The 22,630-nt window shown below is 76.0% G+C and carries 22 protein-coding genes; 14 read left to right on the plus strand and 8 right to left on the minus strand.

Features of this window, described 5'->3' with window-relative positions:
- Positions 1-65 precede the first annotated feature (65 nt).
- Genes ACIBQZ_RS38110 through ACIBQZ_RS38130 form a run of 5 tightly spaced genes read left to right on the plus strand, consistent with a single transcriptional unit; the run spans position 66 to position 6,545 of the window.
- Positions 66-1,127: a class I SAM-dependent methyltransferase gene (locus ACIBQZ_RS38110; RefSeq protein ID WP_396093784.1), complete on the plus strand. Its 1,062-nt coding sequence runs from the start codon at positions 66-68 to the stop codon at positions 1,125-1,127.
- 57 nt (positions 1,128-1,184) lie between these two features.
- A complete protein-coding gene (locus tag ACIBQZ_RS38115) occupies positions 1,185-4,352 on the plus strand; it encodes an AfsR/SARP family transcriptional regulator (RefSeq protein WP_396093785.1) in 3,168 nt (1,055 codons plus the stop codon).
- Positions 4,345-4,923, plus strand: coding sequence for a hypothetical protein (locus ACIBQZ_RS38120; protein WP_396093786.1), 579 nt, complete (start codon positions 4,345-4,347; stop codon positions 4,921-4,923). Before ACIBQZ_RS38115 ends, ACIBQZ_RS38120 begins: the two co-directional genes overlap by 8 nt.
- Before the next feature lie 57 nt (positions 4,924-4,980).
- Positions 4,981-5,610: a bifunctional 4-hydroxy-2-oxoglutarate aldolase/2-dehydro-3-deoxy-phosphogluconate aldolase gene (locus ACIBQZ_RS38125; protein WP_396093787.1), complete on the plus strand. Its 630-nt coding sequence runs from the start codon at positions 4,981-4,983 to the stop codon at positions 5,608-5,610.
- Entirely contained in the window at positions 5,607-6,545 is a 939-nt protein-coding gene (locus ACIBQZ_RS38130) for a sugar kinase (RefSeq protein ID WP_396093788.1), read from the plus strand. The genes ACIBQZ_RS38125 and ACIBQZ_RS38130 overlap by 4 nt, the downstream gene beginning before the upstream one ends.
- 188 nt (positions 6,546-6,733) lie before the next feature.
- Here ACIBQZ_RS38130 and ACIBQZ_RS38135 read toward each other — a convergent pair whose 3' ends face one another.
- A complete protein-coding gene (locus tag ACIBQZ_RS38135; RefSeq protein WP_396093789.1) occupies positions 6,734-7,858 on the minus strand; it encodes a hypothetical protein in 1,125 nt (374 codons plus the stop codon).
- A 99-nt stretch (positions 7,859-7,957) separates the two neighbouring features.
- Here ACIBQZ_RS38135 and ACIBQZ_RS38140 point away from each other — a divergent pair, with 99 nt between their 5' ends.
- From ACIBQZ_RS38140 to ACIBQZ_RS38150, 3 genes are all read left to right on the plus strand, one after another.
- On the plus strand, positions 7,958-8,929 hold the full coding sequence (locus tag ACIBQZ_RS38140; protein WP_396093790.1) for a hypothetical protein: 972 nt from the start codon (positions 7,958-7,960) through the stop codon (positions 8,927-8,929).
- Between the two features lie 107 nt (positions 8,930-9,036).
- Positions 9,037-9,633, plus strand: coding sequence for an isochorismatase family protein (locus tag ACIBQZ_RS38145; RefSeq protein WP_396093791.1), 597 nt, complete (start codon positions 9,037-9,039; stop codon positions 9,631-9,633).
- Positions 9,630-10,538: a GlxA family transcriptional regulator gene (locus ACIBQZ_RS38150; protein WP_396093792.1), complete on the plus strand. Its 909-nt coding sequence runs from the start codon at positions 9,630-9,632 to the stop codon at positions 10,536-10,538. The genes ACIBQZ_RS38145 and ACIBQZ_RS38150 overlap by 4 nt, the downstream gene beginning before the upstream one ends.
- Before the next feature lie 4 nt (positions 10,539-10,542).
- On the opposite strand, the gene ACIBQZ_RS38155 is transcribed toward ACIBQZ_RS38150, so the two are convergent.
- Positions 10,543-11,418, minus strand: a complete 876-nt coding sequence (locus ACIBQZ_RS38155) for a pyridoxal-phosphate dependent enzyme (RefSeq protein ID WP_396093793.1) — start codon at positions 11,416-11,418, stop codon at positions 10,543-10,545.
- Positions 11,419-11,441: 23 nt separating this feature from the next.
- On the opposite strand from ACIBQZ_RS38155, the gene ACIBQZ_RS38160 reads away from it, so the two are divergent.
- Complete coding sequence (locus ACIBQZ_RS38160; protein ID WP_396093794.1) at positions 11,442-12,122, plus strand: HAD family hydrolase; 681 nt, start codon at positions 11,442-11,444, stop codon at positions 12,120-12,122.
- Here the strand turns inward: ACIBQZ_RS38160 and ACIBQZ_RS38165 are convergent.
- From ACIBQZ_RS38165 to ACIBQZ_RS38175, 3 genes are read right to left on the minus strand one after another with little or no spacing between them, the layout of a single operon-like run.
- Entirely contained in the window at positions 12,104-13,036 is a 933-nt protein-coding gene (locus ACIBQZ_RS38165) for a DUF389 domain-containing protein (protein WP_396093795.1), read from the minus strand. The genes ACIBQZ_RS38160 and ACIBQZ_RS38165 overlap by 19 nt on opposite strands.
- Positions 13,037-13,055: 19 nt before the next feature.
- Positions 13,056-14,156 carry an XdhC family protein gene (locus tag ACIBQZ_RS38170; protein WP_396093796.1) on the minus strand — a complete coding sequence of 367 codons (1,101 nt, stop codon included), beginning with the start codon at positions 14,154-14,156 and terminating at the stop codon, positions 13,056-13,058.
- Positions 14,149-14,721 (minus strand): NTP transferase domain-containing protein, encoded by a 573-nt coding sequence (locus ACIBQZ_RS38175; RefSeq protein WP_396093797.1) that lies wholly within the window; start codon positions 14,719-14,721, stop codon positions 14,149-14,151. Before ACIBQZ_RS38175 ends, ACIBQZ_RS38170 begins: the two co-directional genes overlap by 8 nt.
- 77 nt (positions 14,722-14,798) lie before the next feature.
- Between ACIBQZ_RS38175 and ACIBQZ_RS38180 the strand changes: the two genes are divergently transcribed.
- On the plus strand, positions 14,799-16,127 hold the full coding sequence (locus ACIBQZ_RS38180; RefSeq protein ID WP_396093798.1) for an FAD-dependent oxidoreductase: 1,329 nt from the start codon (positions 14,799-14,801) through the stop codon (positions 16,125-16,127).
- 225 nt (positions 16,128-16,352) lie between these two features.
- On the opposite strand, the gene ACIBQZ_RS38185 is transcribed toward ACIBQZ_RS38180, so the two are convergent.
- A complete protein-coding gene (locus ACIBQZ_RS38185; RefSeq protein WP_396093799.1) occupies positions 16,353-17,768 on the minus strand; it encodes a hypothetical protein in 1,416 nt (471 codons plus the stop codon).
- A 111-nt stretch (positions 17,769-17,879) separates the two neighbouring features.
- On the opposite strand from ACIBQZ_RS38185, the gene ACIBQZ_RS38190 reads away from it, so the two are divergent.
- Genes ACIBQZ_RS38190 through ACIBQZ_RS38205 form a run of 4 tightly spaced genes read left to right on the plus strand, consistent with a single transcriptional unit; the run spans position 17,880 to position 21,006 of the window.
- Complete coding sequence (locus ACIBQZ_RS38190; RefSeq protein WP_396093800.1) at positions 17,880-18,758, plus strand: hypothetical protein; 879 nt, start codon at positions 17,880-17,882, stop codon at positions 18,756-18,758.
- A gap of 31 nt (positions 18,759-18,789) precedes the next feature.
- Complete coding sequence (locus ACIBQZ_RS38195) at positions 18,790-19,218, plus strand: ABA4-like family protein (RefSeq protein WP_396093801.1); 429 nt, start codon at positions 18,790-18,792, stop codon at positions 19,216-19,218.
- A 58-nt stretch (positions 19,219-19,276) separates the two neighbouring features.
- Positions 19,277-20,383 carry a sensor histidine kinase gene (locus ACIBQZ_RS38200; protein WP_396093802.1) on the plus strand — a complete coding sequence of 369 codons (1,107 nt, stop codon included), beginning with the start codon at positions 19,277-19,279 and terminating at the stop codon, positions 20,381-20,383.
- Positions 20,380-21,006 (plus strand): response regulator, encoded by a 627-nt coding sequence (locus tag ACIBQZ_RS38205; protein ID WP_396093803.1) that lies wholly within the window; start codon positions 20,380-20,382, stop codon positions 21,004-21,006. The genes ACIBQZ_RS38200 and ACIBQZ_RS38205 overlap by 4 nt, the downstream gene beginning before the upstream one ends.
- Here ACIBQZ_RS38205 and ACIBQZ_RS38210 read toward each other — a convergent pair whose 3' ends face one another.
- Positions 21,007-21,843 (minus strand): alpha/beta fold hydrolase, encoded by an 837-nt coding sequence (locus ACIBQZ_RS38210; RefSeq protein WP_396093804.1) that lies wholly within the window; start codon positions 21,841-21,843, stop codon positions 21,007-21,009. It abuts the gene before it with no gap.
- A gap of 52 nt (positions 21,844-21,895) precedes the next feature.
- A complete protein-coding gene (locus ACIBQZ_RS38215) occupies positions 21,896-22,528 on the minus strand; it encodes a DUF2238 domain-containing protein (RefSeq protein ID WP_396093805.1) in 633 nt (210 codons plus the stop codon).
- Positions 22,529-22,630: the final 102 nt, after the last annotated feature.

Below are 22,630 nucleotides of genomic sequence, written 5' to 3' on the forward strand. Positions count from 1 at the left end.
GTTGAGGTCAAGAGCCGCACGCGCGCTGCACGCGAACCACAAGCGGCGCGGTGCACGGTGGTGCCATGACAACTTCTGAGCAGACCGCGGAACGCCTGCTGGGCGCCCTGATCGGGGCGGCCGAGCTGTTCACCGTCGAGCTGGGCCGCGAGCTCGGCCTCTACCGGGCCCTGCGCGGGACCCGGCGCACCGCGTCCGACCTGGCCAAGACCGCCGGCATCGACGCCCGCTACGCGCGCGAGTGGCTCGAACAGCAGGCCGCCGCGGGATTCCTGACCGCCGCCGGCGACGACCCGGACGGCCGGCTGTTCGCGCTGACCGAGGAGGTCGCGGCCGTGCTGCTGGACGAGACCGGGCCGGCGTTCCTGGGCACGGCCGGCCAGTTCGCGCTCGGGGTCGGCCTCGCCTACCCGGCCGTCACCGAGGCGTTCCGGACCGGGAGCGGGGTCTCCTACGCCGACTACGGGCGGCACATCCGGCACGGCATCGCCGCGTTCAACCGGCCGATGTTCACCCACCAGCTCGCCGGCGAGTGGCTGCCCGGGCTGCCCGAGATCGACCAGCGGCTGCGCGCCACCCCGGGCGCCCGGGTGCTGGACCTGGGCTGCGGGGTCGGGCACTCGTCGGTGGCGCTGGCGCTGGCGTACCCGGCGATCACCGTGCGCGGGGTGGACCTCGACGAGGCGTCGGTGGCGGAGGCCCGGCGGAACGCCGCCGAGGCCGGGGTGGCCGACCGGGTGAGCTTCACGCTGGGCGACGCGGCCACGCCGGCCGACGCCGGCGTGGACCTGGTGACGATCTTCGAGGCGCTGCACGACATGGCCGACCCGGTGGGCGTGCTGGCGGCCGCGCGGGCGGCGCTCGCCGAGGGCGGCAGCGTGTTCATCGGCGACGAGCGGGTCTCGGACACGTTCACCGCGCCGGCCGGCGAGATCGAGCGGCTCCAGTACGCCTTCAGCGTGCTGCACTGCCTGCCCGCGACCCGGGCAGAGAGCTCGGACGTCGCCAACGGCACGGTGCTGCGGGCCTCGACGCTGCTGGACTGGGCGCGGGCGGCCGGCTTCACCCGGCCCGAGGTGCTCGACATCACCAATGACTTCTGGCGGTTCTACCGGTTGCGCGGCTGACCGGTACTGCCGGAAAGGCGACGGCGATCAGGTGCCGGCTCGCCCTAGGGTCAGGACATGCGGGTACGGGTGCTCGGGCCGTTCGAGGTGGACGGCCCCCTCGGACCGTGCGTCGTGGCCGGCGCACGGCAGCGCACCGTGCTCGCCACCCTGGCCCTGCACGCCGGCCGGCCGGTCGCGGTCGGCCGGCTGATCGACGCGCTCTGGCCGGAGGACCCGCCGCCGTCGGCCCGCAACAGCCTGCAGTCCCACGTGGCCCGGCTGCGTGCGGCCCTGCCGGAGGGCGCCATCCGGCACGAGCCGGCGGGGTACCGGCTGGCGGTGACGCCGGAGCAGGTGGACGCGCTCCGCTTCGAACGGCTGGTGGAGCAGGCCCGGTCCGGCGCCGACCCGGTCGTGCGGGCGGAACTGCTGGACGGGGCGCTGGCGCTGTGGCGGGGGCCGGCGCTGCCGGAATTCCCGGCGGGGCCGCTGGCGGGCTGGGCGGCCCGGCTCGGCGCGGCCCACCGCACCGCCCTGGCAGACCGCGCCGAACTCCCCCTGCCCGACCCCGCCCGGCCCGGCGGTGGCCCGCCCGGCACCGACCCATCCGGCGGCGGCGCTTCCGGCCGTGGCTCGCCCGGCAGTAGTCCGGCCGACGGTGGGCCGCCCGGCACCGACCCACCAGGCGGTGGGCCGCCCGGCACCGACCCACCAGGCGGTGGGCCGCCCGGCACCGACCCACCAGGCGGTGGGCCGCCCGGCACCGACCCACCAGGCGGCGGGCCGCCCGACACCGACCCGCCCGGCAGTGGGCCGCGAGGTAGCGGGTGGGGAGACGCCGGGTGGGGTCGTGAGAGGGGGCTGGGCGGGACCCCGCCGCTCGGCGTGGCCGCGCGGCTGGCGGCTGAGGTCGCTGCTGATCCGTGCTGGGAGCGGGGTGTGCTCGTGCTGGCCCGGCTGCTGCCCGCCGCCGAGGCCGGCGCCGTGTTGCGCCGGCATGCCGAGGCGGTTGTTGACGTGCTCGGGCTTGATCCGTCGCCGGCGGTTCGGGAGTTGCAGACCGCGCTGCTGCGGGGCGACCCGCCGGTCGGCCCGGCGGCGGCGCAACGGCCCGGGGTGGTCGCGGTGGCCGCTTCGTCGGGGCGGGGCGGGGCTGTGGACGTACCCCGGTATCTTTCGTCTTTTCTGGGGCGCGACCGGGAGCGGACCGCGCTGCTGGCCGCCGCCGGGTTGAGCACCGTCGCCGGGCCGGGCGGGGTCGGCAAGACCCGGCTGGTCGCCGAGGCGTTCCGGGACCGGGACGTGGCCTGGGTCGACGCGGCGGACGTCCGCGGCCGCGACGACTTCCTGCAGGCCGTCGCCGCCGGGATCGGCGCCCGCCCGGGCCCCGGCGACGATCTTGTCCGGGCCATCGCCGCCGGATCCGGGCGAGCGCTCGTGCTGGACAACTGTGAGCATGTGCTCGCCCCGGCCGCCGAGGTGGTCGAGGCGATCCTGGCCGCTGACCCGGCGGCCCGGATCGTCGTGACCAGCCAGGAGCGGCTGCGGATCGACGGTGAGCAGGTGCTGCTGCTGCCGCCGCTGCCCGCTGCCGCGGCCGCCGCGCTCTTCGCCGACCGGGCCGACGGCGCTGTTGATCTCGACGATCCGGTCCAGGCCGCCGCCGTCGGCGCGGTGGTCTCGGCGCTCGACGCGTTGCCGCTGGCCATCGAGCTCGCCGCCACCCAGGCGCCGGCGCTCGGCGTCGCCGGCCTGCGGGACCGGCTCGACGACCGGCTGGATCTGCTGACCCGGGGGCGGCGCACCGGCGCGTCCCGGCAGCGCACCCTGCGCTCGGTGGTCGACTGGTCGTTCGGGCTGCTCGGCGCCGACGAGCAGCGGGTGCTGGTGCGGCTCGGGGTGTTCGCGGGCGCGTTCACGCTGGCGCTGGCCGAGGCGGTGGTCGCCGACGCCGCGCTGCCGCGTTCCCGGGTCGCCGCGGCGGTGGCCGCGCTGGTCGACCGGTCGCTGGTCAGCCGGGCCGGGCCGGCGCGGTTCCGGCTGCTGGAGACCGTGCGGGCCTATGTCCGGCAGCATCCGGCGGCCGACGATCTTCGCCGCCGGCACGCCGAGGCGGTGGTCGCGGTGGCGGAGGCGCTCGACCTCGCGCTGCGCGGGCCCGCCGAGGCCGAGGCCGCGCGTGACCTGGACGCGCTGCTGCCCGACCTGCGGCAGGCGGTGGAGACCGCCCGCGACGAGCCCGCGCTGATCGGGCGGCTGGCCTCGGCCCTCTACCGGTACGGCTACCACGGCCAGCGCTACGAGGTGCTGGCCTGGGGTTACGCGGCCACGGGTGGGAAGTCGGCGGGCGCCCTGGCCGCGGCCGCGACTCACGCGTGGGGTAACGGGGACCTCGGCGCCGCCCGTGACCTGCTGGCCGCGGCCCCGCCCGACCCGGCCGTCCACGAGGTGCTCGGCGACATCGCCCTGGTCCGCTGCGAGGGCGACGCCGCGCTGAGCCACTACCGGGCCATGACCACGCTCGCCACCGACGGGGCCGTGCGCGCCTCCGGGCTGGCCGGCGAGGCGCTGGCGCTGGCCTGGACCGACCGCGCGGAGCAGGCCGTCGCGGTGGGGGAGGCCGCGCTGGACGTCGCGGACCTGACCGGCAACCCGACCGGCCGCGCGATCGCCCGGTACGCCCTCGGCGAGGCGCTCGGCGATCTTGACCCGCGGCGCGCGCTGGACCTGCTCGACGAGGCCGCCGAGCTGGCCCGCGGCGTGGACAACCGGCTGTTCGTCGGCGCGTCCACGGCCGCCGCGGTGGCCATCCGTTCCCGGCACGCCGACCCGGCCGCCGCGCTGCGGGCGTTCCGTGAGGTGCTGCTGCTGTGGCGGGAGGCGGGCAACAACACCCTCCAGATGGCCGCGCTGCGCAACCTGGTCGTGCTGCTGGCCCGGATCGGTGCCGACGACACCGCCGCGCTGGTCGACGCGGCGCTGCCGGCCGCGTGCGTCTATCCGGCCGAGGCGGCCCGGCTCGGCCGGGCCCGGGCGGCCGTCGCCGAGCGGCTGGGTCCGGCCGGGGTCGAGGCGGCCCGCCGGCGGGCCGCGGCGCTCAGCGGTGGCCAGGTGGTCGAGGCCGCCCTGGCCGCGATCGACGCCGACCTGGCCCATCGGCCGCATCCGGCGGACGCCAGGTCACGATCCGGCCCTCGCCCGGTGCCCGGCGGCCCGGCATCGCTACCGTTGGCGGGTGTCTGAGATCCCCTGGTGGGCGTTACCCCTGGTCGCCGTCGTGTTTGCCCTGGCCGGAGCGGGTGTGACGCTGCTCGTGTCGGCCCGCGACGAGTACGCCCGCAGCCGCGCCAAGCGCACCAAACGGTGGTACGCCGAGCGCAAGGAGGCCTACATCGCCCTGCTGACCGAGTTCGAACGGGCGACTTACCGGCTGCGCGCGGCGTACGACGGTGGTCAGCCGCCGCCCGGGCCGTTCGCCTACGTGGATGCCGTCGGGCCCGCCCTGATGCAGGTCCGGCTGCTGGCCTCCGGGCCGGTCCGCAGCGCCGCGCTGGCCGTGCACCTGCTGATCGAGAAGCTGTACGGCGAGCGACCCACCCCGCCGCCCGGCGTCGACCCGGAGAAGTCGGTCCGCGAGATGCTCGGCCACGTGCCGCTGGTGATGCAGCAGCTGGAGGCGGCGATCCGGGAGGAGCTCGGGATCAACGCGGTCGCGCCCCCGCCGCCGGCGGAGCCGCCGTCGCGGGGGCTGCGGTCGTACATCCGGCGGGGTGTGCCGGCGGCGCGGAGCAAGGAGTCCCGGGTCACTGGATGATCTCCACCGCCCCGGGGGATGATGGAGCCATCGACGATGGTAGCTGGGGAGGCGTCCATGTCAGACATGTCGGTTACTGCGGCGGTGGTCCGGAGCGGCGTGGTGGCTGTGCTGCGCGCGCCGACCGCGGACTGCTTCGCGGCGGTCAGCGATGTGCTCGTGGAGGCCGGCATCACCGCGCTGGAGGTGACGCTCACCTCGCACGGCGCGATCGAGGCGATCGCCGGGCTGCGCCGCCAGCTGCCGGCCGAGGTCGCGCTCGGCGCCGGCTCGGTGCTCACCCTCGATGACGCCAAGGCGAGCGTGGACGCCGGGGCGGCGTTCCTGGTGTCGCCGGTCCACGTGCCCGCGCTGGACGGCTTCCCGGCGCCGGTCTACCCGGGCGCCTTCACGCCCACCGAGATCTTCAACGCCAGCCGGGGCGGCGCGCCGCTGGTCAAGCTCTTCCCGGCCGGCACGGTCGGCCCGCGCTACCTCAAGGACCTGCGCGGGCCACTGCCGGACGTGCGGATCATGCCGACCGGCGGCATCGAGATCGCCGACATCGCCACCTGGCTCAACGCCGGCGCGGTCGCGGTCGGCCTCGGCGGCCCGCTGATCGGCGACGCCGCCACCGGCGGCAGCCTGGCCCAGCTCGCGGTGCGGGCCCGCCGGGCCGCGGACGCCGTTGCCTTCGCCCGCTCATGAGCGGCGGCCTGGTCACGCTCGGCGAGACGATGGGCCTGGTCGCGGCCGACGGCATCGGCGCCCTGGAGTACGCCCGCGGCTTCCACTTCGGCATCGGTGGCGCCGAGAGCAACGTGGCGATCGGCGTCGCCCGGCTGGGCGGCACGGCGACCTGGCTGGGCCGGATCGGCCCGGATGCGGCCGGCGACCTGATCGAGCGCCGGCTGCGCGCCGAGGGCGTGCACACCGTGGCCCTGCGCGACCCGGCCTTCACCGGCCTGATGGTCAAGTACCGCCGCACGGCCGGCCTGCTGCACGTCGACTACCACCGCGCGGGCAGCGCCGGCTCCCGGCTCACCCCGGCCGACGTGCCGGCCGCGCTGCTCGAGTCGGCGGGAATCCTGCACGTCACCGGCATCACGCCGGCGCTGAGCGACTCGGCCCGCGCGACGGTGTTCCACGCGGTCGAGACCGCCCGGGCGGCCGGGGTGACGGTGTCGGTCGACGTGAACTACCGCGCCAAGCTGTGGTCCCGCTTCGACGCCGCGCCGGTCCTGCGCGACCTGGTGTCCCGCGCGGACCTGGTCTTCGCGGGCCCGGAGGAGGCGGCGCTGGTGCTGGGCGCGACCGAGCAGCTCGCCGAGGGCCTGACCGCGCTCGGCCCGGCCGAGGTGGTGCTCAAGGACGGCCCGCGCGGCTGCACCGCCCTGATCGACGGCCGGCGGTACGCGCTGCCGGCCCTGAAGGTGACGGTGGTCGACTCCGTCGGGGCCGGGGACGCCTTCGTGGCGGGCTACCTGGCGGACCGGCTGGCCGGGGCCAAAGCCGCCGAACGGCTGGCGACGGCGGTGGCGGTGGGCGGCTTCGCGGTGACCGTGCCCGGCGACTGCGAGGGCCTGCCGTCCCGCGCGGACCTCGCGACACTGCTCTCGGCCACGGACGACGTCGCCCGATAACCCCGCCGATCCGGCCGGCGGGCCGGGCGCGGCCCGCACCGCGCCTGCCCATCCAGGCCGGCGGGCCGGGCGCGACTCGCACCGCGCCTGGCGATCCGGTCGGCGGGTGCGGCGCGCGCACCGCACCCCGTGATCCGGGCCGGCGGGCCGGGCGCGACTCGCACCGCACCTGGCGAGCCGGTGCCGGGTCAGCCGAAGAGGGCGAAGCGTTCCCGCCCCGCGCCGCCGACCCGGGTGAAGGCGCCGCCCGCGGCGATCCGCTTCCGCGCCGGGTAGGTGGTCAGGACGTGGGTGCCGACCGTGCCGTTGGCCCGCGGGTTCCAGCCGGTGAGCCGGCCCCGCCCGTCCAGCGCGGCCAGCTTGACCCGGGGCGTGTAGCCGCCGAGGCAGCCGAGCTGGCGCAACGTGCTGGTCCGCCGGCAGGACCGGTCGAAGTGGCCGCCGACGTAGGCGACCCCGCCCATCACGGCGATCGTGTGCACGTCGCCGTCGAAGAGGTGGGTCCAGCGCACGCCGCCGGACGCCGAGTAGCCGACCGCCCGGCCGCCCGGTCCGCCGGTCGCGGTGTAGACGCCCCGGGCGTCGACCGCCACGTCCATCACGTTCGCCGGCGCCTTCGGCCGGAAGGCGGTGATCAGCGCGCCGGTGGACGAGTGCACGGCGGCCAGCCGGTCCGCCGCGCGGGAGCCGTTGACCCGGTGGAAGTCGCCACCCAGGTAGACCCGGCGGCGGGTGACCGCCAGCGACCGGACGTGCCCGCCGGTGCCCGCCCGCCAGGACCGGTCGAGGGCGCCGGTGCCGTGCGAGAACGCCGCCAGGTTGCGCCGCGGCACACCGTCCACGCTGGAGAAGCTGCCGCCCACGTACACCCGGCCGTTGCCGATCGCGAGGGTGGCGGCCGACCCGGAGACCCGGTGCGCGAAGCGGGACACCCGGCCCGAGCGCGCGTCGAGGCGGGCCACGGCGTCGCGGCGCTGCCCGGAGATCGTGTCGAAGTCGCCTGCGGCGTACACCGCGGTGCCCGCGACGGCCAGCGCGCGGACGGTGCCGTTGGCGGTCGGCTGCCACGGCAGCACTGCCCCGGTACGGGCGTTGAGCGCGGCCAGTCGCTTGCGCGGGAAGCTCCGCCCCCGGAAGGTGACCGTGGTGAAGGACCCGCCGACGTAGACCACGTCACCGCGGAACGCGATCGCCCACACCGTGCTGTTGAACGCCGGTGTCGCCTGGGTGCGGGGTCTGACGGCTGCGGCCGGAGACGCGGTGGCGACGGCGCCGCCGGCCAGGGCGCAGAGCAGAGCCGTGAATACTGACAATTTTCGCATACCGTGATCAACTAGCGTCGGCCGGGAAAGGTCGCGGGGGGAACCGGCGCCCGGCCGCCGACGTCCCAGGAACGGCGATGGAGGTGCCCGATGCGCCGGTTCGGTGTGTTGTTACTGGTCATGACGGCAGTGCTGGCAGCGTCCGCGGGTTGTGGCGGTGGGTCGGGAGCGCCCGCGCCACCCGCCGGACAGCTCAAGATCGAACCGGCCTGGACGTCCTGTGCGGCCGAAGCGCCGACCCCGTCGGGGCCGGGCCTGCCGGGGCCCGCCGATGCCGGGACGCTGCCCCGGCTCGACGACAGCTTCCAGCCGGTCGCCGCGGTCGTGTGTTCGTCGGCCCCGCTGCGCCGCACCGACGGCGGCCAGGATCTCGTCGCCACGGAGAGCCGCGCCGAGGACGTGACGGCCCTGGTCACCGCCCTGCGGCTGCCGGACGAACGGCTCTCCGGCGGCGCCTGCACCCTGGAGCTGTATCTGCCGCCGTTCTTCGTGCTGCTCGACGCGCGGGGCCGCTGGGTGCGTCCGGGCCTGCCCGCCGACGAGTGCGGCAAGGTCCGGTCCGAGGTTCGGAACGCCGTGCAGGGCCTGCGCCTGACCCCGGTCGCCGGCCGGCCGGTCAGGGAGATCGAGTCGTCCGAGGCAGCGGCGGCCGGGTGCGGCCAGCAGTGGTCGGACATGGTGTGGGTGGCCGGGGCCGGGGCCGGGGCCGACTCGGGCCGGGCGGCGGTCGTGCCGCCGGGCTTCGACGGCCCGGAGCCGGTCCGCCTCTGCGTCTACCGGGTGCCGGCCGAGCAGCAGCGCACCGGCAAGCCCGCCGGCGACTTCGTCTCCGGCCGTTATCTGAGCGACGAGCAGTGGTCCGGCGCCCGGCGGGAGATCGAGTCGGCCGCGGCCGCCGGCCCGTGCACGACCCCGGCGAGCCGGTTCGCGGTGCTGCACTTCGGGGCCGGACAGCTCTATGTGGAGCTGGACGGCTGCCGGCGGCTGCTGGCCCAGGCGGCCGACGGCAGCCAGACGCTCCGCCGGGCCTCGCCGGCCCTGCTCGCCCTGCTGGCGCGGTAGCTCAGCCCGAAGGTGGTCACGACCCGGGCCGGCGTGACCGGATCGTTCCGGTCCTGGTCGGTTCAGTGCCTTACCCCGGCGCCGTCCCGGCGGCCAGGATGGGTGCCATGACCAATGCACTCGTCGTCATCGACGTCCAGGAGTCCTTCCGGGTCCGGCCGCTCTGGCAGGCCGTCTCCAACCCCGCCGTCGTGGACCGGGCCGGCACCCTGGTCGCCGCCGCCCGCGCCGCCGGCGACCTCGTCGTCTGGGTGCTGCACGCCGAGCCGGGCAGCGGCGGCGACTTCGACCCGGCCCGCGGCCACGTCCGGGTGGTGGCCGAGCTGGTGCCGGCCGCCGGGGAGCCGATCATCACGAAGACCTCGCACAACGCGTTCACCACCACCAATCTCCAGCAGCTGCTCACCGAGCGCGGGATCCGCGAGCTGACCGTCTGCGGCATCCGCACCGAGCAGTGCGTCGAGACCACCGCCCGGGTCGGTTCCGACCTCGGCTACGCGGTCACCTTCGTCACCGACGCGACCGCGACCTTCCCGATCCCGCACCGGGACGCCCCGGCCGGCCAGACCGTCGCCGAGTTGCTGGCCGACCCGCGTACGCTGGCAGCCGAGGACGTGGTGACCCGCACCGAGTACGCACTCGCCGGCCGTTTCGCCACCGTCCGCACCGTCGCCGAGCTGACCGGGAGCTTGACCGGATCGTGAATCAGGTGGTCTTCGTCCTGGTGCCGCAGCTGCACCTGCTGGACCTCGCGGGCGCCGCCCAGGTCTTCTCGACCGTGGCCGACCACGGGCACCCCTACCGGCTGGCCTACGTGGCCGAGCAGCCGGAGGTGCCCACCCACCAGGGCATCACGCTGCGCGCCGAGCCGGCCTGGCCGGAGCTCGGCCCCGGCGACCTGGTGGTGGTGCCCGGCTGGCGGGCGGCGGAGCTGCCCGGCACCGGCCACCTCACGGCGGCGACGCTGGCCCGGCTCGCCGCCCACCACGCCGCCGGCGGCACGGTGGCCAGCGTCTGCGCGGGCGCCGACGCGCTGGGCCGGGCGGGCCTGCTGGACGGCCGGCGCTGCACCACCCACCACGACGTGCAGGACGAGCTGGCCCGGCGCTATCCGGCGGCGACGGTGGTCCGCGACGTGCTCTACGTCGCCGACGACCGGGTGATCACCTCGGCGGGCATCGCCAGCGGCATCGACCTCGCGCTGCACCTGGTCGCGGTCCGGCACGGCCCGGCGGTGGCCGCGCAGGTGGCCCGGCAGATGGTGGTCTACGCCCGGCGCAACGGCGACGAGCAGCAGGCCAGCGCGATGCTGCGGCACCGCGCGCACCTCTCCGACGCCGTGCACCGGGTGCAGGACCGGATCGACGCGAGCTTCGCCGAGCCGCTGCCGCTGGCCGAGCTGGCCCGCGCGGCCGGGGTCAGCGAGCGGACGCTGACCCGCCGGTTCGAGGCCGCGACCGGCCGCACCCCGCTGCGCTACCAGCAGGTGCTGCGGGTGGAACGGGCCGAATACCTGATCGGGCACGGCGCGACGGTCGAGGCGGCGGCCCACGCGGTCGGCTTCGCCGACGCCCGGATGCTGCGCCGGCTGCGCTCCCGTTCGTGCTGAGCGCTCAGCAGAGCGTGGGGTGGCCGAACAACCCGGGCAGGCCGCCGCTGTGCAGGAACACGATCTTGCCGTCCGGCGGGCTCGCGCGCAGCCCGGCCAGCGCCCGCCCGGTGTAGATCGGGTCGAGGAAGAGGCCCTCGGTGCGCGCCGCCAGGCTCAGCGCCTCGCCGACCGGCCGGGTCAGGGTCGCGTAGCCCTCGCCCACGTGCGAGCCGTCGATCTGCAGCTGCTCCGGCCGGACCGGTACGCCCATGGCGTCGAGCAGCGCTGCCACCGTGCCCCGGGCGTCGGGCAGCGCGCCGGTGTCCACCCCGAACACCCGGCTCGGGCCGAGCGCGGCCACCAGCCCGGCCATCGTGCCGCCCGAGCCGACCGCCACCACCACGGTGCTCAGGTCGGGCAGCTGCGCGGTCAGCTCGCTCGCGCAGTCCACATAGCCCAGTGCGGAGACCGCCGAGGTGCCGCCGAACGGGATGACGTAGCCCTTCTGCGCGGCCGCGACCTCGTCGAGCGGCGCGTCGCCGGCCCACACGATGCGCGCGCCGGCCAGCTCGTCCAGGATCAGGTTGCCGCGCGGGGCCGGCGGCTCGGCGCCGCCGAGCACCAGCACGCACTCCAGGCCCAGCCGGGCCGCCGCCGCGGCCGTGAGCCGGGCGTGGTTCGACTGCGCCGCACCGGTGGTGACCAGCGTGGTCGCCCCCGCCTGGAGCGCCTGTGCACAGGTGTACTGGAGCTTGCGCACCTTGTTGCCACCGCCGCCCAGGCCGGTGAGGTCGTCCCGTTTGAGCCACAGCTCGTCCAGTCCGAGCGCGGTGCCCAGCCGGGGTGCCGCCTCGAGCGGGGTCGGCCAGGTGCCCAGGGTGATCGGCGTGATGTCCACCCGCCGAGTCTAGGATCTCGGTCGTGAAACTGCGTGGTGTCCTGCTCGACCTCGACGGCACCCTCGTCGACCACGAGAGCGCGGCCGCCGCGGGCCTGCGCGGCTGGCTGCCGACGATCGGCCTGGTGCCGACGGAGGCCGCGATCGTCCGCTGGGCCGCCGTGCAGGAGAAGCACCTGCTCGCGTGGCGGGACGGCCGGATCAGCTTCGCCGAGCAGCGCCGCCGCCGGCTGCGCGACTTCCTCGGCACCGGCGGCACCGACGCGGAGCTGGACGAGACGTTCGCCGGCTACGTGACCCACTACGAGGACGCCTGGCGGGCCTTCGACGACGCGGCCGGTGCGCTGACCGGGCTCGCCGCGGCCGGGCTGGCCACCGCCGTGCTGACCAACGGCTCGCGCGGCCAGCAGCTGCGCAAGCTCGAGCGCACCGGCCTCGCCGAGCTGGCCGGGCCGGTCTTCGCGGTCGACGACCTCGGGGCGGCCAAGCCGCACGCGGCGGCGTTCCTGAAGTCCTGCGCCCGCTGGGGGTACGCGCCCGGCGAGGTGCTCAGCGTCGGTGACGACCACGCGCTGGACGTGCTGGGGGCGCGGGCGGCCGGGCTGTCGGCCGTACACCTGGATCGGCACGGGCGCGGGCCGGCCGGCGAGGCGCACCGGCTGACCTCGCTGCGGGAGCTGGGCGCCTACCTCGGCGCCGGCTGACGGCGGCGGCCGGCGAACCGCTGCACGCTCAGCGTGAGCACCCCGGCGGCGATGATCGCGGCCACGTTGATGAGCAGCTGCAGCGCCGAGCCGGCGGCCTCGTTCGTCACGCCGTAGGCGACGGCCACCGCGACGTTCGCGGCGGCGGGCACGGTCGTCACCGAGATCAGCACGCCCACCAGGGTGCCCGCCTTCGCCGAGGTCAGCGACAGCATCCCGGCCACCCCGGCGAGGAAGCCGACCACCCAGCTCAGCGCGTCCGGCTGCCAGATGAACTTGGTCAGCGGCCGGGGTCCGAGCAGCATGTCCTTGTTCACCAGGTCCAGGGCCGTCAGCGCCCAGGTGGTCGCGACGGTGACCAGCATGCCGACCGCGAAGCCCACCACGAGCGCCAGCAGGGCCCGGCGGATCAGCGCTGAGCGCCCCCTGACCACGCCGACGCAGAGCGCGGCCAGCGGCCCGAACTCGGGGCCGACGACCATCGCGCCGACGATGAGGATGGGCTGGTCGAGCAGCACGCCGATGCCGGCCAGCACGGTTGCGACGATCATGAAGGTGAGGAAGGCGCCGGACAGCTCCGACTCCGCGGCGGTGGCGTTCTCGACCTCCTCCCAGACCACGGCGTCCACGCCCAGGCCGGGCACCCGCCGCTCGGCCCGATCGGCGGCCGCGGACAGGGTGGTGTCGACCTTCTCCAGCATGATCGAACCGTCCCGGTCCACGTGCAGCTCACGCAGCCCTTCGATGATCGCGCTGGCGCCCTCCCGGACCACGTCACAGAAGATCAGGTCCCCGGTGGGCTGGACGGCGGCGCCGGGCAGCACGACGACGTGGGTCACCGCCTCGTTGCCGGTCAGCAGCTCCTGGACGGCCGCCGTACGGGCGGGCGGGACGATGATCCGCAAATGCAGCACGCGGCCATCCAACCACCGCTCAGGAGTGGATCGGCCCCGCGGTGCCGGTGAGCCGCCCGCCGGTGCCGTTCCAGCGCACCGCGACGATCTCGGCCGCGATGCTGACCGCGGTCTCCTCGGGGGTGCGCGCCCCCAGATCGAGACCGATCGGCGAGGCCAGCCGGTCGATCGCGGCCGGGGCGAGGCCGGTCTCGCGCAGCCGCTTGAGCCGGTCGTCGTGGGTGCGCCGGGAACCCATCGCGCCCACGTACGCGACCGGCAGCTCCAGCGCCACCTCGAGCACCGGCACGTCGAACTTCGGGTCGTGGGTGAGCACGCAGAGCACGGTGCGCGGGTCGATCCGCCCGGCGGCGGCCTCCGCGGCCAGGTAGCGGTGCGGCCAGTCGACGACGACCTCGTCGGCCTCGGGGAAGCGCCGGGGGGTGGCGAAGACCGGCCGCGCGTCGCAGACCGTCACCCGGTAGCCGAGGAACGCGCCGATCCGGGCCACCGCCGCGGCGTGGTCGGTGGCCCCGAACACGATCATCCGGGCGGCCGGCGCGAACGAGGTGACCAGCACGGTCACCCCGGCGCCGCGGCGCTCGCCGGCCGGTCCGTAGTGCAGCAGCCCGGTGCGCCCGGCGGCGAGCAGCCCGCGGCCGTCGTCGGTGGCCGCGTCGTCCAGCCGGTCCCCGCCGAGCGAGCCGTGCCGGGTATCGCCGGTGACGACCAGGTGCCGGCCGAGCGCCTCCGGCGGACCCTCCACACAGGTCAGCAGCGCCACCGGCCGGTCCGCGGCGACGGCCTCGGCGAGCACCGGCAGCTCCGGGAAGCCGGCCCGCTCGACGAACAGCTCGATGGTGCCGCCGCAGGGGAGCCCGACCTCGAACGCGTCGTCGTCGGTGATGCCGTATCGCACGGTCCGGGGCAGGCCGGACTCGGCGACCTCCTGGCACAGCTCGTAGACCGCGCCCTCGACGCAGCCGCCGGAGACGCTGCCGACCGCGGTGCCGTCGGCGCTCACCAGCATCGCCGCGCCCGGCTGCCGGGGCGCGCTCTGCCAGGTGGCGGTGACGGTGGCCAGGCCGGCCACCTCGCCGTCGCGCCACCAGCGGACCAGGTCGGCCAGGACGTCACGCACGGTCGGTCACCTTCTCCGGTACGTCGAGGTCGGTGTCGTCGGCCACGTCGCCGACCGGGACGACCCGGACCTGATCGGCGTGTGCGCGCAGGTAGTCGCGGGCGCCACGGTCGCCGGTCGCGGTGGCTGCCACGCCCGCCCAGTGCTCGCGGCCGAGCAGCACCGGGTGCGCGCGGCGGTCGCCGTACCCGCCCAGCACCAGGGCGTCGGGGCTCGCGTGGGCGGCGATGGCGCGTACCGCCGCGGGGGTGACGCCGGGCATGTCGACCAGCAGGACCACCGCCGCGTCGGCCGGGCCGGCGGCCACCGCCGCCAGGCCGGCGCGCAGCGACGAGGCCATCCCGGTGGCCCAGTCCGGATTGTCGACACAGGTCAATTCGGGCGCGACCGCGCGGACCCGGCCGGCCTGCGCGCCCACCACGACCACCGTCTCGGTGACGCCGGCCGCCCGGAGCACGCCGGCCGCGCGGTGCACCAGCAAGCTGCCCCGGTACGGGACCAGCGCCTTCGGCATCCCGTAGCGGCGCCCGGCGCCCGCGGCGAGGACGATCCCGGCGATCTCCATGGTGCGAGGGTATATCCCGTGACGGGATACCGACTCAGGGCGAGCGTCACCCGGTTCCCGGCTCCTACTCTCGGCCGATGGACACAGCCATCGCCGGTGCGGGACCCACCGGCCTGTTCGCGGCGATCGCCCTGGCCCGCCGCGGCCACGCGGTGACGATCGTGGACCGCGACCCCGGCCCGGCGCCCGGCGGCGAGTGGCCCCGGCGGGGCGTCATGCAGTTCCACCATCCGCACGGGCTGCGCAAGCAGATCGTCGAGATCCTCGGGGCGGAGCTGCCCGACCTGATCGACGCCCTGCTCGCCGCCGGGGCGGAGCTGGCCGTCGTGCCGGCCGACGACACGCACCCGGAGCTCATGGTCGGCATGCACTGCGGGCGGGTGACCTTCGAGCGGGTGCTGCGCGCCGCCGCGGTGGCCGAACCGGGCGTGACGTTCGCCGTGGGCCACGCCGACGCCGTCCTGCGGTCCCGTGGGCGGGCGGCCGGCCTGCTCGTCGACGGCGTGGAGCTGCCGGCGGAGCTCGTGCTCGACGCCTCCGGCCGGGCCGGGCGGATCGGCACCGACCTGCGGGCGCCCGGGCTCGGCGCCGATTGCGGCCTGGCCTACGTCTCCCGCCCGTACGCCCTGCTGCCCGGCGCCGAGCCGGGCCCGGTGAACGCCCCGATCGGCCTGATCGCCCGGATGCACGGTTACTTCTTCGCCGCGTTCCTGCAGGACAACCGCGGCATCAACGTGGTGCTGGCCCGGCCCAGCGCCGACCGCGAGCTGGCCGGCCTGCGCGTCACCGGCGCGTTCGAGGCGGCGATGCGCGCGATACCCGGGCTGGACGTGTGGACCGATCCGGCCCGCACCCGCCCGGTCAGCGGCGTGCTGGTCGGCGGCAACCTGCGCAACACCTACCGCGGGCAGCTCGACGAGCACGGCCGGGTCGCGCTGCCGGGTCTGGTGCACGTCGGCGACGCCGTCTGCACCACCAACCCGACCAGCGGCCGGGGGATCACCACGTCCCTGCAGCAGGCCCAGCAGCTGATCGCGCTGATCGACCGGGCGCCGACCGACCCGGAGGCGGTGACGCTGGAGTTCGACCGGTGGTGCGCCGAGCGGATCAAGCCCTGGTTCGACGACCACCTGGCCTGGGACGCCGACCAGGTGCGGCAGTGGGCGGGCGAGGACGTGGACCTGTCCCGGCCGCTGACCTCCGGGCACATCGTCGACGCGGCGCAGGCCGAGCCGGCGCTCATGGCGGTGGTCGGGCCGTACCTGGCGATGGACGCGCTGCCCGCGACGCTGGCCGAGGTGGAGCCGCGGGCCCGGGAGATCTTCGCGGGCGGCTGGCGGCCACCGGTGCCACCCGGACCGACCCGCGACGACCTGGCGGCGCTGCTGGTCGGCAGCTCCACCTGACGGCCCGGCTGCGGGCCCACCTGACGGCCCGGCGGCGGGCCCACCTGACGGCCCGGCGGCCGGCCTACCTGACGGCCCGGCTGCGGGCCCACCTGACGGCCCGGCGGCCGGCCCACCTGACGGCCCGGCGGCCGGCCTACCTGACGGCCCGGCGGCCGGCCTACCTGACGGCCCGGCGGCCGGCCCCGGGCGGCGGCGAGAAACGCCGGCCGGTCCGCGCCCGGGTCAGCTCCGGCGCAGGGTGGCCGGCAGCCCGCGCACCGCGGCCAGCCCGAGCGCCGTCCGCGGCTGGTAGGCGACCCGCCACAGCCCGCCGTGCGCCGCGCCGATCGCCTCGTCCGTCCAGGCGGCCGGCGCCGCCGGCCGCGGCTTGCGCAGCTGGTGCACCAGCAGCGCGGCCATCAGCCGGTTGCTGGTGGCCGGCTCGAAGATCTCCACGCCGAACAGGTGCGCGCCCGCGTACGCGGCGGCGAGCAGCCGGTTGCTGGTCACCGACCGGGTCCGGGTCGGCGGCGCGACCGTGAGGCTCACCGTGGTCCCGTCGTGCCGGGCGACCGAAGCGCGCCAGCGTTGGATCCGCTTGGCCAGCGCGTAGTTCGGGCCCTGCTGGGGCACCAGGCTGTCGGCGATGCCCGGGTCGGCGCCCGGCGGGTAGTTCGGCTGCAGCAGCCGGCTGCCGGAGACCGTGGCGAGCAGCTTCGCGGCGGCCCGCCGGTCCCGGTACCGGGCCGTGGCCTGCGCGACCGCCGCGGCCGGCACGGCGAAGACGTCCGTCGGGGTGGCGAGAAACGCCAGGGCCGTGCCGGGTCGCTCCCGCTGCACGTGCCCGGACAGGGCGTCGACCGCGGCCGAGAGCCGGGGGTACGCCTCGCCGGGCGCGTACACGTAGTTGCCGAGCACCAGCCGGCCCTCGAAGCCGAGCAGCCACTGGGCGACGGCCGGCAGCTCGGTCAGCAGGTCCGCGCCCGCGGCCTCGATGGTGGCGCCGGGCGCGATCAGCGTGCCCGCGCTCTGCCGGGCGGTGGCCGCCACCCGGGCCCACACCCGCGGCCGGGGCAGGTCGACGCCGATGACCGTGCCGCCCCAGGCCAGCACCGCGGGCAGCGGTCCCATCTCGGCGCCCGCGCCCAGCACCACGATCCGCTGGTCGGACAGGTCCAGCCAGTCCGGCTCGGCGGCGACCTCGCGGACCGCCGCGGCGCACGAGGGCTCGATCGTGCCCTGCTCGACCCAGCGGTCGAGCCGGCGCAGCAGGGCGTCACCGCGCAGCAGCTCACCCCGGTACGGCACGATCAGCTCCTGCTCGGGCTTGCCGTCGCCGCGGACCGTGACCGTCTCCAGCGGGCGGGCCGGCGTGTCGAACACCTCGCCGAGCGGGATCTCGCCGGCCTCCCGGGACACCCGCATCCGGCTGAGCGCCGATTCCAGCCCGGCGCGGGCGATGTCGTAGCCGTGGTCCAGCCCCGCCTCGACCAGCGCGCGGAAGTGCGGCAGGTAGCCCGTACGCCAGTCGCTCTCGCGCTCCGCGGCGGCGGCCGCCGCCGGGTCCGCGACCCGCAACGCGTCCGCGACCACCGCCCGGCCCAGGGCCGAACCGCTGCGCCGGCCGTCCGCGGCCCGGGGAAACACCACCTCGTTCACGCGCCCAGTATGGCGACCTCCTACCCAGGGAGGAGAGGGGCTCCGACCGGCGGCCGGCGGACCGGCCCGCAGGTGGGCGCAGACGCCGGCCGGCGCCGACAGCATCAGGGCATGACAAACGTGCTGCGCTGGCACCGCCCGCTGACGATCTTCGCCGCCGCGATGGCCGTTCTCGCCCTCGTCGCGGCGATCGGCGCCCTCGCCGACCCGCGCGTCCTGACCGGCGCGCCGATCTGGCTCAAGCCGTTCAAGTTCGCGGTGTCCTTCGTCCTCTACACCCTCACCCTCGCCTGGATGCTCTCGCTGCTGGAACGGCGCAGCCGGGTCGCGGAACGGGCCGCCACCGTGCTGGTGGCCGTGTCGCTGGCCGAGATGGTCGTCATCGTGACCCAGGTGATCCGCGGGCAGACCAGCCACTACAACGAGACCACCCCGCTGAACGCCGCGCTGTGGCAGGTGATGAGCACCTCGATCATGGTGCTGTTCGTTGCGCACCTGGTGTTCGGCATCGTGGTGCTGCGCCGGCGGATCGCCGACCGGGTGTCCGCGCACGCGGTCCGCTGGGGGCTCGGCCTGTTCCTGCTCGGCACGCTGGTGGCCGTCCCGATGGTGCAGCCCGACCAGTACGCGCACACCGTCGGCGCACCCGACGGCGGCCCGGGGCTGCCGGTGCTCGGCTGGAGCACCACCGGCGGTGACCTGCGGATCGGCCACTTCGTCGGCATGCACGCGCTGCAGGCGTTGCCGCTGCTGGCCCTGCTGCTCGGCAACCGGCACGACCAGCTCACCCGGATCCGGCTGCTGACGGTCGGCGGGATCGCGTACGGGATCCTCACCGTCCTGCTCACCTGGCAGGCCCTGCGCGGCCTGCCGCTGCTCCAGCCGGACGCCCTGACGCTCGCTGCCTGGGCCGCCCTCGCCGCCGCGACCGCCACCGCCACCACCCTGGTCGTGACCCGGCGCCGGCCCGCCCTGGAGCTGGCGGCATGATCGAGCCCGACGGGTCGAAGGGAGCACGCGCATGACCGGGGTGCTGTTCGGTCTCACGTTCGCGGTCGCCGCGCCGTTCTGGGCCCTGATGATCCTGCTGCCCGGCTGGTCCTGGACCCGGCGGATCATCGCCTCCCCGCTGATCGTGCTGCCGGTGGTGCTGATCTACGCGGTGCTGGTGATCCCGGCCTTCGGCGAGGTGCTGCCGGCCGTCGCGTCGCCGACCCTCGACGGGGTCCGGGAGCTGCTCGGCACGGCCGACGGCGCGGCGGCGGGCTGGGCCCACATGATCGCCTTCGACCTGTTCGTGGGCCGCTGGTCCTGGCTGGACAGCCGGGACCGCGGCGTGCCCGCGCTGGTCATGGCGCCGGTGCTGCTGCTGACCATCCTGCTCGGCCCGCTGGGCCTGCTCGCCTACCTGCTGGTCCGCACCCGGTACCCGAGCGTCGCGAGCGCCTAGGGTGAGCATCGTGGGATGGGCGGGACGGCTCTTCGACGCACGCGACACGCTTGTGCGGATGGTGCTGCTCGACCTCAGCGGCCTGAGTTATCTGCTGTTCGGCCATGAGGCGGGCCGGGAGACGACCCGGGCGCAGTGGTTGTTCGCGGTGGCGGCGTTCGCCTGCGCGCTGGTCCTCCACCGCCGGCCGCTGGTCGGCCTGCCCGCCCAGGTCCTGCTGCTGGTGCCGGCGTTCCTGCTGCTCGACGACACGACGATCAACCAGGTCGGCGCCAGCTGGATCCTGCTCGAAGTGGCCATGGCGGCGTCCCGGCCCTGGCACATCTGGGCCGGCGCGGGCCTGGTGTCGGCGGTCTACCTGGCCTTCACCCTGGGCGACCGGTCGGTGCTGGCCGCGATCTACGGGCTGTTCGTCGTGGTCGGCGTGCCGGTGCTGCTCGGCATGGTCATCCGGACCACCCGGGAGCTGGGTGTGCAGGCCACCCGCCGGGCCGAGTCGGAGAACCGGGCGGCCCGGGCGGACGAGCGCTCGGCGATCGCCCGGGAGCTGCACGACGTGGTCGCCCACCACGTCGCCTCGATGGTGCTGCGGGTCGGCGTGGCCCGGCACGTGCTGCCGGACGCGGACCCGCGGGTGACCGAGGTCTTCGACGACGTGCACAGCACCGGCACGGCCGCCCTGGCCGACCTGCGCCGGCTGGTCGCGGTGCTGCGTGACCCGATCCGGCGTACGGACGCCGCGCTGACCGCGATCGAGCCCGGCGCGCTGCCGGAGGCCCTCGAGGCGGCGGTGGAGACGGCCCGGCGGGCGGGGCTGACCGTGGACGCGTCGATCGCGCCGGAGGCCGGCTCGCTGGACGTGGTCCGCGCGCTGGCGGTGCTGCGGCTCACCCAGGAGGCGCTGACCAACGTGGCCCGGCACGCCGGCCCGGCCGCCCGCGCGAGCCTGCGGGTCGAGGTGCACGACGGCGACGTGAGCTGGTCGGTGACCGACGACGGGGGCGGGGTGGCGCCCGGGCTGCCGTCCGGCGGCGGCCACGGCCTGACCGGGATGCGCGAGCGGGTCGAGGTGCTGGGCGGCCGGCTCACGGCCGGACCGGTCGGCGGCGGCTGGCGCGTCGCGACCACCCTGCCGGCCGCCCAGCCGACCATGGAGTCGGCGTGATCCGGCTGCTGCTCGTCGACGACCAGCCGCTGATCCGGGCCGGGCTGCGGATGCTCTGCGACGCCGAAGCCGACCTGACCGTGGTCGGCGAGGCCGGCAACGGCCGGGACGCGGTGGCGCTCGCCGCCCGGCTCAGCCCCGACGTGATCGTGATGGACCTGCGGATGCCCGGCGTCGACGGCATCACGGCCACCGGCCGGATCCTGGCGGAACGGCCGGCGGCGCGGGTCGTGGTGCTGACCACCTTCGGCGACGACGACCATCTGTATCCGGCGCTGACCGCGGGGGCGTGCGGCTTCCTGCTCAAGGACGCGCCGCCGGTCGAGCTGCTGGACGGGATCCGGCGGGCCGCGGCGGGGGACAGCCCGTTCAGCCCGGAGGTGCTGCAACGGCTGGTCCGCCGGGCGGTGACCGCGCGGGTGGAGACGCCGCCGCCGGTGGCCGGGCTGACCGCGCGCGAACGCGACGTGCTGGATCTGGTGGCCGAGGGGCTGTCCAACACCGAGATCGCCGACCGGCTGCACATCGGGGTGACCACGGTGAAGACCCACATCACCAGCCTGATGACCAAGACCGACAGCCCGAACCGGGTGCGGCTGGCGCTGCTGGCCCGCCGCGGCTGATCAGAGGCCGTGGGTGCGCAGCCAGCCCTCGACGGCGGTGATGACCTTCTCCGGCGAGCGCCGGGCCCAGCGGAAGTGGTCGGGCACCGCGTCGATCGTGGCCCGGCCGACACCGGCCGGCAGCCGGGCCGCCAGGTGGTCGACGGCCGCCCGCGGGATCATCCGGTCGCCCGCGATGTCGACCAGCAGCGCCGGCACGGTGAGCGCACCCAGCGCCGCCTCGTAGTCGGTCCGGTCGCCGCGCAGCCGGTAGCGGCCGTGGCGGGCCTCGTAGCCCCAGTCGGACATCAGCGTGCGCGGCTGCCGGCCGGCGAACCCGAGGCGGTGCCCCGGCCAGTAGCCCAGCGAACAGGTCACCGCGCCGACGAACCGGACCCCGGCGGCGCGCTGGGCCCGGGCCAGCCGGCCGCGGCGGGCGTGCGGGGAACTCGTGCCCGTGCCGAGCGTGACGACCGCGTCCGGGCGTACCGTGCCGGCGGCGCCCGACAGCAGCGCGAGCTGACCGCCCAGGCTGTGGCCCACCAGCACGACCTTGGCCGCACCGGCCACCGCGGGATCGGTGAAGACCGCGGGCAGGTCCTCGCGCACCAGGTGGGCGTAGCCGAACGAGTCGCGGCGCAGGTCGGCGACCGGGCTCTGCGGCATGCCGCGCAGCTCGACGCCGACGACGTGCCGCCCCGCCGCCACCCAGGCCCGGAACAGCGGCCGGTAGTAGGCCACCGGCACCCCGAGCGCGGGCAGGAACACCACGGTGGCCGAGCCGCCGGGGGAGCCGTACTCCTCGACGGTCAGGGTGATGCCGTCGGTGGAGGGCACCGGGTGCACGCGAGGTTCCATCGGGCCAGTGTCGGTGCCGGTGGTGCGTTTGCACCCTGTGATCTGGCCCACCTCAGCGCCGCGCGGCCACCCGCCGGTACGCGACCAGCGCGGCAACCGCCACCGCGACCACCGCCCCGCCCGTGGCGAGGCTCATGTCCTTCTGCGCGTCCCAGATGTCACCCTGCTGGCCGTTGTAGGCCTCGGCCGCGTCCGGCGCCAGCGTCATCGCGATGGCCCACTCGAACAGCTCGTAGACCGCGCTCGTGGACAGCACCACGTCCACCGCCACCACCGCCGCCCAGCGGATCCGCCGCCCGCCGTCCCGCAGCAGGCGGAACAGCACGGGACCGAAGCAGAGGCCGTACGACAGGTGCACCAGCCGGTCGAAGTTGTTGCGCTGCCAGCCGGCCAGCTCGTTGAGGCGGAACCCGAACAGCACCCGGGTCCACTCGTCGTACGGCACGAACGAGTAGATCCACCGGGCCGCCACCGAGTGCAGCACCAGGAAGATCAGGATCAGCAGGAACGACGCGTACGGCAGCGGCCGGCGGCGCTGCACGAGCAGCAGCGCCGCCAGCCCCAGCACGGTGAGCGAGTGGTGCATGGCCTGCTCGACCGGGTGCGGCGGATGCCACCAGGTCGCGACGACCACGAGCAGGAAGACGCCCAGCGTCCACCGGTACACGACGGGGAACGGGGGCACACGCGCACTCTAGACGAGTGATTCCTTATGAGTTCAGTGGTCGTACGCGATCAAGGAACGCTTGACGTCGGCGTTGATGCGCCAGTTGTGCCAGATCGCGGC

The sequence above is a fragment of the Actinoplanes sp. NPDC049599 genome (assembly GCF_044465625.1).
Classification (GTDB): domain Bacteria; phylum Actinomycetota; class Actinomycetes; order Mycobacteriales; family Micromonosporaceae; genus Actinoplanes.

Bases quoted from the DNA above. Each gene is read 5' to 3' on its own strand.
- ACIBQZ_RS38175 (WP_396093797.1), bottom strand. From the start codon at position 14,721: ATGGAGATCGCCGGGATCGTCCTCGCCGCGGGCGCCGGGCGCCGCTAC.
- ACIBQZ_RS38140 (WP_396093790.1), top strand. From the start codon at position 7,958: ATGCGCCGGTTCGGTGTGTTGTTACTGGTCATGACGGCAGTGCTGGCA.
- ACIBQZ_RS38115 (WP_396093785.1), top strand. From the start codon at position 1,185: ATGCGGGTACGGGTGCTCGGGCCGTTCGAGGTGGACGGCCCCCTCGGA.
- ACIBQZ_RS38110 (WP_396093784.1), top strand. From the start codon at position 66: ATGACAACTTCTGAGCAGACCGCGGAACGCCTGCTGGGCGCCCTGATC.
- ACIBQZ_RS38200 (WP_396093802.1), top strand. From the start codon at position 19,277: ATGGTGCTGCTCGACCTCAGCGGCCTGAGTTATCTGCTGTTCGGCCAT.
- ACIBQZ_RS38195 (WP_396093801.1), top strand. From the start codon at position 18,790: ATGACCGGGGTGCTGTTCGGTCTCACGTTCGCGGTCGCCGCGCCGTTC.
- ACIBQZ_RS38190 (WP_396093800.1), top strand. From the start codon at position 17,880: ATGACAAACGTGCTGCGCTGGCACCGCCCGCTGACGATCTTCGCCGCC.
- ACIBQZ_RS38145 (WP_396093791.1), top strand. From the start codon at position 9,037: ATGACCAATGCACTCGTCGTCATCGACGTCCAGGAGTCCTTCCGGGTC.
- ACIBQZ_RS38130 (WP_396093788.1), top strand. From the start codon at position 5,607: ATGAGCGGCGGCCTGGTCACGCTCGGCGAGACGATGGGCCTGGTCGCG.
- ACIBQZ_RS38210 (WP_396093804.1), bottom strand. From the start codon at position 21,843: ATGGAACCTCGCGTGCACCCGGTGCCCTCCACCGACGGCATCACCCTG.
- ACIBQZ_RS38125 (WP_396093787.1), top strand. From the start codon at position 4,981: ATGTCAGACATGTCGGTTACTGCGGCGGTGGTCCGGAGCGGCGTGGTG.
- ACIBQZ_RS38180 (WP_396093798.1), top strand. From the start codon at position 14,799: ATGGACACAGCCATCGCCGGTGCGGGACCCACCGGCCTGTTCGCGGCG.